This is a genomic window from Sphingomonas sp. ERG5 (assembly GCF_000803065.1).
GTDB lineage: Bacteria > Pseudomonadota > Alphaproteobacteria > Sphingomonadales > Sphingomonadaceae > Sphingomonas.
Genome location: NZ_JSXI01000026.1, coordinates 11,947 through 25,533, shown reverse-complemented (window position 1 = coordinate 25,533; position 13,587 = coordinate 11,947). Strand labels below are relative to the sequence as shown.

General features: G+C 61.7%; 9 protein-coding genes. 8 read left to right on the top strand and 1 reads right to left on the bottom strand.

Annotated elements, in window-relative coordinates; all coding sequences use genetic code 11:
- Nucleotides 1-388: 388 nt before the first annotated feature.
- Complete coding sequence (locus tag OO12_RS10570; RefSeq protein WP_034158730.1) at nt 389-2,425, top strand: amidohydrolase family protein; 2,037 nt, start codon at nt 389-391, stop codon at nt 2,423-2,425.
- A 267-nt stretch (nt 2,426-2,692) separates the two neighbouring features.
- On the opposite strand, the gene OO12_RS10565 is transcribed toward OO12_RS10570, so the two are convergent.
- On the bottom strand, nt 2,693-3,520 hold the full coding sequence (locus OO12_RS10565; RefSeq protein ID WP_034158651.1) for an alpha/beta fold hydrolase: 828 nt from the start codon (nt 3,518-3,520) through the stop codon (nt 2,693-2,695).
- Nucleotides 3,521-3,900: 380 nt separating this feature from the next.
- On the opposite strand from OO12_RS10565, the gene OO12_RS27470 reads away from it, so the two are divergent.
- The 7 genes from OO12_RS27470 to OO12_RS10530 all read left to right on the top strand — a co-directional run bounded on the left by OO12_RS27470 (nt 3,901) and on the right by OO12_RS10530 (nt 13,421).
- Nucleotides 3,901-5,538 (top strand): adenosine deaminase family protein, encoded by a 1,638-nt coding sequence (locus tag OO12_RS27470; RefSeq protein ID WP_082006471.1) that lies wholly within the window; start codon nt 3,901-3,903, stop codon nt 5,536-5,538.
- A 491-nt stretch (nt 5,539-6,029) separates the two neighbouring features.
- Complete coding sequence (locus tag OO12_RS10555; protein ID WP_052215738.1) at nt 6,030-6,893, top strand: TauD/TfdA dioxygenase family protein; 864 nt, start codon at nt 6,030-6,032, stop codon at nt 6,891-6,893.
- A complete protein-coding gene (locus OO12_RS10550; RefSeq protein ID WP_052215737.1) occupies nt 6,880-7,761 on the top strand; it encodes a TauD/TfdA dioxygenase family protein in 882 nt (293 codons plus the stop codon). Before OO12_RS10555 ends, OO12_RS10550 begins: the two co-directional genes overlap by 14 nt.
- A gap of 142 nt (nt 7,762-7,903) precedes the next feature.
- On the top strand, nt 7,904-8,869 hold the full coding sequence (locus tag OO12_RS10545) for a hypothetical protein (RefSeq protein ID WP_052215736.1): 966 nt from the start codon (nt 7,904-7,906) through the stop codon (nt 8,867-8,869).
- Between the two features lie 113 nt (nt 8,870-8,982).
- The gene (locus OO12_RS10540; RefSeq protein WP_034158650.1) at nt 8,983-9,774 is read left to right on the top strand and encodes a class II aldolase/adducin family protein; all 792 of its coding nucleotides are present in this window, start codon (nt 8,983-8,985) and stop codon (nt 9,772-9,774) included.
- A gap of 535 nt (nt 9,775-10,309) precedes the next feature.
- A complete protein-coding gene (locus tag OO12_RS10535; RefSeq protein ID WP_034158649.1) occupies nt 10,310-12,364 on the top strand; it encodes an alkaline phosphatase D family protein in 2,055 nt (684 codons plus the stop codon).
- Between the two features lie 199 nt (nt 12,365-12,563).
- Nucleotides 12,564-13,421 carry a helix-turn-helix transcriptional regulator gene (locus OO12_RS10530; RefSeq protein ID WP_052215735.1) on the top strand — a complete coding sequence of 286 codons (858 nt, stop codon included), beginning with the start codon at nt 12,564-12,566 and terminating at the stop codon, nt 13,419-13,421.
- Nucleotides 13,422-13,587: the final 166 nt, after the last annotated feature.

Below are 13,587 nucleotides of genomic sequence, written 5' to 3'. Positions count from 1 at the left end.
CTTCCTCACGTCACGGGCGAAGGTTCCTTCGACGGGTCGGTTGAACGCGCGGCCCCGCCATCGCGCAGACCTCCGAATTGAGCAGATCATGATCTCCGCCCCCGCCATTTCCCGATATTCCCGCAGGCACGCCGGTAAAATTCCCGTGCGGAGCCATCAAAATTCCCGCAGCTTTTCCCGCAGATTCCCGCAGAACCGCCAAAAAAGCATTTTCCCGCAGCATGTCGCGCAGCTGCGGGAAAAACTGCCACTGCGCCGCCCAATGCCGTCACGTCACCGCAATCCCAGCGCTCCGGCAGCGGTGGATGATCATCGCCAGCAATCGGCCTTGCGTTGCCGCATTTGGCTTGCCAATCTCGCATCATTCCTACCCCAGGGGGCGATCATCATGTACCGAACCACGCTTGCGCTACTGCTTGCCGCCACCGCATCGATTGCCGGCGCATCGACCACCAAGGAACAGTTGATGAAGCCGCCCGCGGACGCGCGGCATTACACGATCAGCTCGACCGCCGGAAAGCATGGCGACATCTGGTCGTGGAAGATGCCCGACGGCCGGGTCGCCTATCGCATGTCGATGTCGCTGCGCGGCTGGGTCACTGAAACCGATGAGCTGGTGACCTTCGGCCCCGACCGGCGGCCCTCTACGATCGCCATCCGGGGCTATACCGATACCGGCGAGGCGACTGAGGACTTCAGCGTCGATACAGGCGGCGTCGCGCATTGGAAGACGATCGTCGACTCCGGCTCGGCGCCGTTCGGCGGCAAGCGTTACAACAGCTATGGCGGTCCCTGGCTGGCCAGCGAACTGGAAACCGATGCGCTCGTCGCCGCGGGCGACAAGGGCATTGACCTGCTGCCGACCGGCCATGCCAGCATCGCCATTGGCAACGCCGTCGAGATCACCGGCCCGCAAGGCAAGAAGACCGTCAAGCTCGCCTTCATCACCGGCTATGGCTTCACCCCGTCGCCGGTCTGGCTCGACAGCGACAATCATTTCTTCGGCAATGCCGGCGGCATCTCGCTGCTCCCGGTGGGCTATGAGGCTGAAGGGCCCCGGCTGAAGGACATTCAGGACAAGGCGACCGCGCTGATGGTCCGCGATGTCGCGCACAATTTCCTGACGCCGGCGAACCGCGCGCCGACCCTGGTCGACAATGTGCTGTTGTTCGATTCGGTCGCCGGCCGCTATCTGCCCAACCGCGCCGTGCTGATCGCGGACGGCAAGGTCGCCGCGGTCGGCGCCGCCGGATCGATCAGGACGCCGGTCGGCGCGACCGTGATCGACGGGCGCGGCAAGACGCTGCTGCCCGGCCTGTGGGATTCGCACCAGCATGTCGGCGACGACTGGAACCTGCTGCAGAATGTCGCCACGGGCATGACCAATTATCGCAGCCCCGGCTCGATGATCGAGGACGCGCTGAGCATCTACAAGCGCCGCGCCGCCGGCGACCTGTTGGCGCCCGACGGCAAGATTTCGGTGATCGTCGATCGCAAGGACCCACTTGCCGCACAGGGGGCGCTCACCGTCTCGTCGGCGGCGGAAACGGTCGCCGCGGTGGACAAGATCAAGGCGGCGGGCCTGTGGGGGGTCAAATTCTACACCTCGATGACTCCGGCATGGATCGCGCCGGGCGCCGCCGAGGCGCACAAGCTTGGCCTGCACGTGCACGGCCATGTGCCCGCCGGCATGCGCCCGCTCGACGCGGTCCGCGCCGGCTATGACGAAGTCACGCACATCAACTTCATCATGATGCAGGCGATGCCGCAGGATGTGGTCGACAAGGCCAACACCGCCGCGCGGCTCGAAGGGCCGGCGAAATACGGTAAGGATGTCGATCTCGACTCTCCCGCGATGAAGAGCTTCTACGCGGAGCTCGCGAAACGGGGCACCATCATCGACCCGACCCTGACGGTATGGGAGCCGCTGATGACGTCGGACGGCAGCGCGCTGTCACCCGAATATGCGCCCTTCGCGGAGGTCGCGCCGCCCTCGGTCGTGCGTGGGTGGAAGATCGGCGGCTATCCCCTGTTCGGTGGCCTGACGCGCGATGATTTCCGCAAGAGCTTCGCCAAGATGGTTGGCCTGGTCGGCCGGCTGCACAAGGCGGGCGTCCGCATCGTCGCCGGCACCGATGGCTATGGGCTGGAACTGGTGCGCGAACTCGAACTCTATCAGGAAGCGGGCCTGACCAACGCGGAGGCGCTGCAGACCGCGACGATCGTGCCCGCACGCATGACCGGCATGGACGACCGCACCGGATCGATCGCGGCGGGCAAGCAGGCGGACATCATCCTGGTCGACGGGGACGTCTCGAAGGACCTCACCAAACTCCGTCGCGTCGAGACGGTGTTTCTCGATGGCTACCGGCTCGACGGGGCGGCGCTGCGCAAGGCAAGCGGGCTTAGCGGAATGCCGAGATAGCTGAGGCCCTGTTGCGCTTCGCGTGCGGTTGCGCGCGCATGATCGCGGCGCGGGGCAGGGGGCGGACTTGAGGTGAAGGGGCGTGGGGAGCGGGTATGTGGTCCTGTCCGGCAACCGGCGGCAATGCGCCAATGTTCGTCGTTCACGTGGCCGCACCGCCATTCCAAAGCAGCCGTTCGCGCCTGGGCGATCATCATCTGCCATTGGTGGGGCGAGGGCGGCTGTTCCGTCCTCGCCCCACCGGACGGTCTTCATGCAAATATCGGGTCAGCTCTTGATGAACTCGAGAAGATCCCGATTGATGAGATCGGCGTGCGTGGTCGGCATTCCGTGCGGGAGCCCGGGATAGGAAATCAGTTTGCCATTTTTGACCAGCTTGACCGAGCGTGCGCCGGTGGTCGTGAAGGGGCAGATCTGGTCGTCCTCGCCGTGCATCACGAGCACCGGTACGTCGATGACCGCGAGGTCGTCGTAGAATTCGGTCTCCGACAACACTCGGACGCATTCCCATTGGGCTATGGCCGCGCCCATCATGCCCTGACGCCACCAATTGTCGCGGATGCCCTGTGACACGACCGCGTCGGGCCGGTTGAAGCCGTAGAACGGGATCGTGATGTCCTGATAGAATTGCGAACGGTGGTTCGCCGTGCCATCGCGAATGCCGTCTACGACTTCCTTGGGAACACCGTCGGGATTGCGCTCGGACTGCATGAAGGTCGGCGGAATCGCGCTGATCAATACAGCCTTGGCGACACGGCCTTTGCCGTATGTCGCGGCGTAACGGGTCACTTCACCGCCGCCGGTCGAATGGCCAATGTGGATGGCGCCGGTCAGGCCCAGCGTCTCGACCACGGCAAAGGCGTCGGCAGCATAGGTATCCATGTCATGGCCCTCCGCCGTCTGGCTCGAACGGCCATGGCCGCGGCGATCATGCGCGATCACGCGATAGCCCTGCGCCAGGAAGAACATCATCTGGCTGTCCCAATCGTCCGCGCTGAGCGGCCAGCCATGGTGGAAGAACAATGGCACTGCGTCTTTGGGGCCCCAATCCTTGTAGAAGATCTCGGTGCCGTCGGTGGTTGTGATCGTCGCCATCGCCTTACCTCTCGCTTGACCGGGAGGACCGCTTCCATCCCGCGATTGAATGTCTAAGCCGCATGCGGCAGCATCGGTATGCTGCGCTTCCGACATTATAGGAGCCAAAAGTGACAATTGGGCGCGCGATGACGATTGCCGGCGATGCCGTCGGAACCCGGCCACGCGACACGCCGTCTTTGCCGCGATCAAGAGCCATAAAATCAGCGTTATGGCGCCAATAGCATATATGGTGCGCCGGAATTTCGAGGCATTCTGACTACACTTCGAGCAGGAGCCGGCATAGGCTGGATGGGCGGCTGTGTCGGCTCATATCTGATCGCCCGGCGGCTCACGCCAACCAAGCTGCAGGCCCGACGCCAGGCGGGAGGCCGTCGCATATGCTCGTGACCATCACCGGGCTGCGCACGTCAAACAGGGGGAGCGCCATGTCTGCAAAAGGATCGGTTCTTTCAAGGTTCGCTCAGCTTGCCTTGGCATTCGCAAGGCCGGCGATCATGCTGTTAGGCTGTAGTGCCGGTGCGTTTGCGCAGACAGCCGGTCCGCCAGAGAGGCTATCCGATGTTGAGCTCGATGCGATGTTCACGCAGGCGGGACGATCCCAGGCAACGCTTCGGCTTCTCCTGCAGAAATTTCCCAAAGGCGCCGACCTCCACAATCATGGAGGCACCTACGCTGAAGATTATCTGCGTTGGGCTGCCGGGCAGAATGGGTGCCTGCAGATCAAAGCAAAAAAGCTATCGCCCCAACCTTGCGTGGGTCCGGACAGCGTTCCCCTGCGCGGGCTGGAAGAGCGGGACGTCAAACTCTACAACAATGCCATTGACGCCATGTCTGCGCGCGGGTTTCGGCAAGGCGTCGGCGATCCCACCGTTTCTGGTCATGATCGATATTTTGGCGGCTTCCAACGCACCCTGGGGAGCGTGGAAGACATTGGGTTCATACTGGCGACGTCACGAGAGCAGGCGGTTGAGAGTCACAGTCACTATGCCGAACTGATGGTCGGTCCCGACATTAATGGACATACCCGCGAATTTGCGACTGAACCCTGGAATGAGGCTGACATGGCCGGTCGCCTTGCACGTCTCGCGCCTGTGATCAGGGCGGCGGTTGCCCGAGGTCGATCCGACCTGGATCTCATCCAGAAAACGGCGGATGACATTAATGGCTGCCATTCCCGATATCCAAAGGATGCCTGCGAGATAACGGTTCGGCATATCCTTACGGTGAAGCGGGAAGCACAACCCGAGCAGATATTCGGCCGCATCGCACTTGGATTTGCTTTGGCCGAAGCGGACCCCCGGATCGTTGGGATTAATATCCTCAATCCCGAGGATGGCCCCATAGCCCTGCGGGACTACCGCTTGCATATGCGACTGTTTGCATTTTTCAAACAGCGCTTCCCAAATGTGACGCTGACGATGCATGCGGGGGAGTTGACCCTGGGCTTGGTGCCGCCGCGGGATTTACGCTTTCACATTCGTGAAGCCGTCGAAATCGCAGGCGCCAAGCGGATCGGGCATGGCGTCGATATCGCTTACGAGGATGGCGCTGCCGAGCTTTTGAAGCGCATGGCACATGAGCAGATCGCAGTAGAAATCAATTTGACCAGCAATGATGTGATCCTTGGGGTCAAAGGCAGTGAACAGCCGCTCCGCATGTATCTCGCCGCCGGGGTTCCGGTTGTTCTCTCCACGGATAGTTCCGGCACCCTGCGACATGACCTGACTTATGAGTATATGCGTGCCTTCTTCGAGCATGGCCTGAAATACACAGAGCTCCGGAAAATTTCGAGAAACAGCCTGACCTACTCGTTCCTGGAAGGCGCAAGCTTGTGGGATGGAGCGAGTAATAAAATGGTTGCCTACTGTGTGAATGGTATCCGTAATCCATCTCGATCATGCTCGCTATTCTTGAAAAACAGCCCGAAAGCACGCGAGCAGCTCATACTCGAGCAGCGCATCGAGCAATTCGAGAGTGAACTCGCTGACATGCTGAAAATCTCGATCGCCCAATAGAAAGAAATACATGTTGGCCTGGCGACCGCCTGTTAAGACTCACGGACGGGATAAATAGGGTCCAGGGCAGTGCCTATGCGGGTACCGTTGGACACCCGCTTGGCAGCGTCCGCGGAACGTCAACGCGGCCTTACCACCACATGGTGGCCCATGTCGGAGCCGTCGCGTCGCGCCTGTCGCCAAAGCCTGTTCAGCCAGGCTCTTTCGTTATCCTGTCCTGGCAGTGGATCAGCAATTCGTTGCTCAATAATGCGACTTGTGCTAAATACAGAAAACGATGATTCTACGTATAACCTTATAACATATGCACGAGTGCGCTTCACGTGACTTCCTACTCAAGGTCACGCATATTACAATATTTTTACAGTCTTTGCGCAACCATTGCCATTATAGCGTTGCGCTACCTAGAATGCATTATCCTAAGCAATTTTATCAAGGCGGCGAACTGAGGTTGCAGTAAGTCGCAGGATGACTCGGGGAGATGTTCGCTGATGATTCAGGTCGGGCGGCGCTTGCATGCGCGTTTTGGTGTTGAGATTTCCGGGGTCGACCTGAGAAGCGTCTCCGATGACGACGTTCTTGAGTTGCGACGGGTGCTCGCATCATACGGCTTGCTGTTGTTTCCCGATCAGCAATTAGCGGAAGCCGAGTATGAGCATTTCGCGCGACGGATCGGAAACGGACAACTTGAGCTTTCCGCACGCCGGATTTCGCACGGGACGGAGAATCCGCACGTCAGTCAACTGACGAACCTTGTTACCGAAAAGGGCGAGGCGCGGGGGTTCGGTGGCCAGGGGACGGACTTCTGGCATTCGGATCAGGAGTTTCGAGAGCATCCTGCATCGCTGGCGTCGCTCTATTGCCGCTTGCCATCGCGTGAAGGCGGCAACACCAGCTTCGCGAGCACGGCGGTCACCAGTCTGAACTTGCCATCGGCGATGGTTGAGCGGCTTCGCGATCTCTGGTCAACGAGAATCCCGGCCGACACGCACGATAACGTGGCTCGTGTGGAAGTGGCGCACCCGGTAATTCTGAAAAACGCCCATGACGGGCGCGAATTTCTCTACCATAGCGAGAATACTCGGCGCTTCCTGAACGTCGATGAAGAAGATAGTGATGCTATGTGCAAAGATCTTGTTGGAAGGTTGATTGCGCATGATAACATCTATAGCCATAGCTGGCGATCTGACGATCTTCTTCTCTATGACAATACTCAGGTCATTCACCGGCGCGAGGCATTCGAGGGAGATCGCTGGCTGCTCGGGGCGAAGATTTATGCCCCGGACGAGCCGTTCGTGATCCCGGATGGTTTTCAGGTTGACGCTAGCGAGGAGATGCACCGTGTCCCTGCATGAATCGATCACTGGCACGATCCAGACAGCGAAGCGTGAACCTCTGGCGATCACGCCCTGGAGTGGCGCGTTGGGAGCGTCCATCGAAGGGGTGGATGTGAAAACGCTCGATGACGAAACAATGCAGGCGATCGAAGAGGCATTCGCCCGCTACCAGGTTCTCTCCTTTCCCGATCAAAGCCTGACACCATCCGATCAGGTGGCCTTCGCGGCGCGCTTTGGGAAAATCGAGCGATACCTGTTTGCAGAACCCTTGCCCGATCATCCGCAAGTGGTGGCGGTGACGAAGGAGCCGGGCACGGTCCTCAATTTCGGAGGCCTCTGGCATAGCGATTCACCCTTTCAACCGATCCCGCCAATGGCGACGCTTCTCTACGCGATCGAGCTCCCGAAATCCGGCGGCGATACCATGTTCGCAAACATGTACGCGGCCTATGACGCGCTTTCCGAAAGGATGAAGACCGTGCTGGGCGGATTGCTCGGCGTCTTCTGCGCGCGCGGCGTCCATGGCCCGGGTACCGAAGATCTGAAGCTTGGAGATATGGTGCGCATCCGCGACCTGTCGCTGGCGGATAAGGAGAATTTGCACCCTGTCGTGCGAACGCATCCGGTGACGAAGCGGAAGGCGCTTTACGCAAGCCGCCCACATATCCAGCGCTTTGATGGAATGACCGAAAAGGAGTCCGGCCCGATCCTGGACTTCCTCGATGAGCACGCCCAGTTGCCGGAATTCACATCCCGGCTGCACTGGCAGCCCGGCACGCTTGCCATCTTGGACAATCGCTGTGTGCAGCATCTTGCCTTGAACGACTATAAAGAGCGCCGCGAACTGCACCGGGTAAACGTCGCCGATGACCGGCGACCCTTCTGATGCCGATCAGAGGATCGCAGCCGGCATAGGCGGCGGCTGCAGGCAACACGCCGCCAGGCGGACAAGCTTTAGCTAACTCAACCGTGGAGAGGATAGCGTGACCCTAATCGCAGAGACAGTTACCGCGCGCACGCTTCGGCGTGTGGCCGCCAGCGCGTTCGACGAATATCGCGGCCGGAAGCCGCTCCATGCCTTCGTCTCGCAGCCGATCCGCGCGGGCCGGGTGGGCGGCCTTCCCTATGATGCGTTGACGACCGACGTCATCAACGGCTGCCTTCCGGCTGCAAGCGTGTGCTACGGCAGCTGCTTCGCCGCGCGTTCGGCATTCGAGGCGGGCTTCGACTTTGGCCAGCGTGTCCGCAACCGAGTGGACCGGGACCTTCTGCAAGCGGATCTGGACGGATTGCCGTCAACGCAGGGCCATCTGCGAAACGGATGGAACAGTGACCCGTCATGGGCATGGGATCTCGCGCTCGAGCTTGCGGAGCTTGTCGTGGCATCGGGTCGCCACATGATTTTCATCACCAAGGCATTCCGCGAAGCCGAGCCGGAGACCCTTCGGCGATTTGGCGAATTGAAGGTCGAGTTTCGTGTCTCGGTCAGCGCCTTCGACACGCCCGGGCAATTCGCGATGCGCCACAAGCTGCTGCACGCTGCTCGGGACGCCGGGGGATTGGGTATCCCCCAGCTCCTGTCAGCGCAATTCCGTGCCGCCGAGCTCAACCGCAAGCAGGACGAGATCGTCGCGCTTTTCCAGGGCGAAGATTTTCCGGCTTCGGAAAATAGCCTGCGATTTGTTCCGGGCTCCCCGTTGCTCGATATGATCGATCACGACGCCTGCGGCCATGTTGCCAGCACCGGTGATCTGTGGGCGGGTCGTCTCTATCCTGAGCTTGTGGTGCCCACGGCGACCTCGGTTCCGTCGGACTATCGCGGCCTCGAAAGCCGCTTCGGATCGGGTAACGATCCCGCACATCTGGCCACCTTATGGGCCGATCCGGTCCACACCAATGCCGAGGTCCTCTCAGGGGTAACATTCGACAAACCGAAACAATGTGGCGTCGCCGCGCATCTGGAAATCACGGATTATGAGCCGATGCTGGACTGAAGCATGGCCTTCACCGTCGCCCAGGCGATACTGATGGTTCTGTCACGCCGATTCCGGCTTTATGCTGCGCGAGGATAGCCCGAGCTCGGGAAGCGCATGAAGGAGACACGTCGATGGCGACGATCGTACGGAAACCCGATGCGCTGCCTGACGTGGCGTCCGTACCGGACATGGCGCCCGGCGAGTGGGAGGCGCGGGTCGACCTCGCCGCGGCCTATCGATTGGTCGCGCTATTCGGATGGGACGATCTCATCTTCACCCATTTGTCGGCGCGCGTGCCGGGGCCCGAGCACCATTTCCTCATCAACTCCTTTGGCATGACGTTCGAGGAGATCACCGCGTCGAGCCTGGTCAAGATCGACCTCAACGGACATCCGGTCGGTGTGTCGGACCCTTCGGTCAACCTGCCCGGGTTCACGATCCATTCGGCGATCCACATGGCACGCGAGGATGCTGCGGCGGTGATGCACCTCCATACCCCGCAAGGCCAGGCGGTATCTGCGATGGCGTTCGGGTTGCTGCCCAATACCCAGTCGGCGATGACGATCGGGCACGATGTCGCCTATCACGATTATGAGGGGATCGCGTTCGACCTCGATGAACGCGAGCGGCTGGCCAACGATCTTGGCGACAAGCATGCGATGATCCTCCGGAATCACGGGACGCTTACGGTCGGCGCGACGGTGGGCGAGTGCTTCCTGCGGCTCTATTTTCTCGAACGCGCGTGCCAGGCGCAGGTGATGATGCTCGCTGCCGGTCTCGATCGGCTCCTCGCGCCGCCGGATGGCGTTGCCGACAAGGTCAGGCAACAGACCCCGCCCGCCGGAGTCGCGAAGGCCGAGGCACTCGCCTGGCCCGCGCTGCTGCGTCGGCTCGACCGGCTCGATCCGGGCTTTCGGACATAGGCATCGGATGAAAAGTCCCCGAAAGGAGTGAATTTTGCTCCTACGTGCGTTCATCCTGCCCGAGTTCTATCGGCGCAATCCGCCAACGCACTGAAACGACGGCCGCCCGGGCTATTTGGCGGCGGATGCCTTAACACTGATTGGCCGCTCGGGGCGGAGAACGCCAAACCCCCGCGCTGCAAGTGCGATCTGTCGCGCTTCTATGAGTGAAAGGTCTATTGTCACTCACCACTGCTTGACCGCTCCGGCACAGCGCGCGTCAATCCACGATCCAGAGGCACGTGCGTCAGCTACACGTCCCGATCCGGTCATTCGACCTTGCACTGGAAGCTGTCGAAAGCGGTCGTTTCGAAGACCGCCATGGACGTTGCGCACACCGATCCCGGGAAATGAGGGCGGCTGTTCGCTGGACGAGCGGTGCGGTTTTTTCGGCGAGGGGGTCGTTGCCATGATTTCCAGCGACGGCGGCAGCAGGGCGGCTTGACCAGAGGTCGCGGCCGCGAAACGATCGCCTGACACGAACTGGGAGCGCGAGATGGATCGACGACAGTTTCTGGCAAGCGCTGCGCTACTCGGAGTCATTGGCATCTGGGCGCCGAGATCGGCCGCCGTACCGTCGCGCGTCGCATGGCGCGAGGATCGCGCGCTATATCCCCAGGGCGTCGCTTCGGGCGATCCGGATGAGCATAGCATCATGCTGTGGACAAGGCGGCCGTTCGACCAGGGCGAGCGGCATGCGCTGACCGTCGAAGTGGCGCTGGACGCGAGCTTCCGCCGCGTCGTCGCCACGGCGCGCGTGCCGGTGCTGGCGGCGGCCGACTGGACCTGCCGCGCGCTCGTGGGCGGCCTCTTGCCGGCGACGATCTACTGGTACCGTTTTACCGACGACAAGGGCGCGGGCAGCCGGATCGGACGCACAATCACCGCCCCGCGCGTCACCGACCGGCGCCCGGTCCGCTTCGCTTTCGTGTCGTGCCAGAGCGTCAACGAAGGCGCCCAGAACGCGTTTCGCCGGATGATCTGGGAGGACGAGCGCGCGCCCGACGACCGCAAGCTCGGCTTTGTGCTTCATCTCGGCGATTTCATTTACGAAGTGGTCGAATATCCCGACGAGGTGCCGCACCGTTATTCGCGCACCGTCTACGACCTTGGCCGGGTACCCGATTCACGCAAGGTCAGCAATTTCCACGTACCGACCAACCTGGCCGGCTATCGCCACATCTACCGCGCGCATATCGACGACCCCGACATCCAGGATGCGCGGGCGCATTTCCCGTTCGTGTGCATCGGCGACAATCACGAATTCTCCTGGCAGGGCTGGCAGAGCTTTATCAAATATGACGGTAAGGTAGAGCCCGCGCAGCCGCTGCGCGTCGCCGCCAACCAGGCGTGGTGGGAATATATCCCGTCGCGCGTCCGCAAGGCATCGGGTGCCGGGCTCGATCAGTTTCGCCCGCCCGCCGTGACGACCGCGGCGATCGAGACATTCGATGATCATGGTTTCGGCACCGAACCCAATAATCGCACCGCGGTCGGCAGCATGACCGCCTATCGCGCGCTGCGCTACGGTCGACACGTCGAGCTGATCCTGACTGACTTCCACAGCTACAAGATGGCGGACCCGACCGATCGGCCCGAGGCGGCGCCGCTCAATCTGGACGATTTCCCAGTGACGCCGCAGGAAGCGCTGGAGATCGTCGATGGCGGAAAGGACTATGCCGGCGGCAAGCCGCCCGCGACCATCGCGATCGGCGACAAGACCATCCCCAATTATCGCAAGGACGAGCCCGCTTACACCGTGCTCGGCCGCGAGCAGAAAGCGTGGCTCAAGGACAGGTTGACCCGGTCGACCGCGACCTGGAAAATCTGGGGCGCGACCAACGGCACGCTCGACATGCGAACCGATCCGCAGAACCTGCCCGCCGGCCTGGTGAAGACGGCATGGCCGGGCAAAGGCTATGGCACCTTCGGCGGTGGCGATTTCAGCGGCGCGTTCGCCGAGCGCGCGGAAATCTACGACACCGTTCGCGACCAGAAGGTGTCGGGCTTCGTCACCGTCTCGGGCGACCGCCACAGCTTCTGGGCCGGCTATGCCGCGCCGGCATTGCCGCCCGCCGGGTTCGCCCCGGTCGGGATCAGCTTCATCACCGGTTCGATCTCCGCGCCCGGGCTGGCCGAAGCGACCGAGTATTGGAAGGATTTTCCCCTGCTCCCGCTGTTCGTGCGCAAGGCACCGGGGGCTCAGCCCGAGGCGACGATCAACCTGATGCTGAAGCGCGGGGTGCGCGCGGCGCTCGAATATGCGGCGAGCGGCGACATCGCGAAGGCCCGGGCGCTGACCAATCCCGACGTCGCGCCCCATCTGGAATTCGTCGACATGGCCGGGCACGGTTATGCCGTGGTCAGCGCCGGGCCCGATTGGATCGACAGCGAATTCGTCTGCATTGTTCGCCCTGTCGCGCGCGCGATCACACCCGATGGCGGCCCGCTTCGCTACCGCGTATCGCACCAGGCACGCCTGTGGCAGCCTGGCACGCCGCCGAGGCTGACGCGGCGGATGCTTGAGGGCGACGCCAAATTGTCGGTTTGACGCCTTGTCGGGGATTGGCGGCAGGGCGGCCAATGTCGGCCGTTCGTCAAATATCCCGTATCCGTCGCGGCGATGGCGTGCATGACAGCGTCAGGGCCGTGTCGAAGGGTCAGGTCGGTTTCATTTGTTATGTTTGTGAAAAACGACAATTTCCCCTAGCGATGTAGGTTGAGAAACATCATCGACTGGGTTGTCGCGCATGTCGAATCTGAAGATGGATTTCCGCCAGCCGCATGCCAGGCTGGCCGATCATTTCTCGTTTTTCTACCATTTCCAGCAAAGCGACGATCGCTTCGAAGCGGTCGACCGCGCCGACTATGCGCAGTTCCGCTTCATTCTGCGCGGCCGCAATGCCCGCTATCGCTTTGTCGACGGTACCGAACAAGCGATGCCGGACATCTATATTCTGGGCCCCACCACCGGATCTTCAACCCTGAGTTGCGACGGTGAGGCCGAGGCGATCGGCGTTGGGCTGATGCCGCTTGGCTGGGCGGCGCTGCTGCCGATGGATGCCTCGGCTGCGGCGAACCGGTTGTTCGATGCGAAGGATCTCTTCGGCGACATCGTTGTCAAGGTTCATGAGAAACTGCGTGCCACGCAGGATTTCGATGCGCGGGTCAGGATTATCGGCAAAATGCTGGTCACGCTCATGGCACGGCAGCAACCGGTATATCAGGCGTTCGTGGGCCAGGTGAACGAATGGCTCGCCGATGCCACCGCGCCCGATATCAACGACCTGATCGAACTGACCGGCCTTTCACTGCGGCAGGTCCAGCGTAACTGCAAACGCTATTTCGGTTCCCCGCCCAAGGAACTGGCGCGCAAATACCGCGCGCTGCGCGCGGCAGTGGCGATGACGCATGGCGACCCCGAGCTCGATGATCTGCTGGCCAATGGTTTCTACGACCAGTCGCATGTGATCCGCGAAATCAAATATTTCACGGGCATGACCCCACGCGCCTTTGCCGAGCACCCGACCGAACTGAATCGCGAGATTGCCAAACGCATCGCACTGGAACGGCAGCACCCGATCAGGCGTCGCGGCGTCATCACTTGACGTGGATGGCGGCGCGCCACCGGGCCGGCGCGATAGCTCGATACCCGGTCGGTCTCTGATTGCCGCTCAAAGGCATCCGGCACGGGTAAACGGCAGCGCCAGCTTTTCTCCGCCCCGAACCACGCAACAATCACCGCGAGCCATTGTCACCGAAATCACATCGATC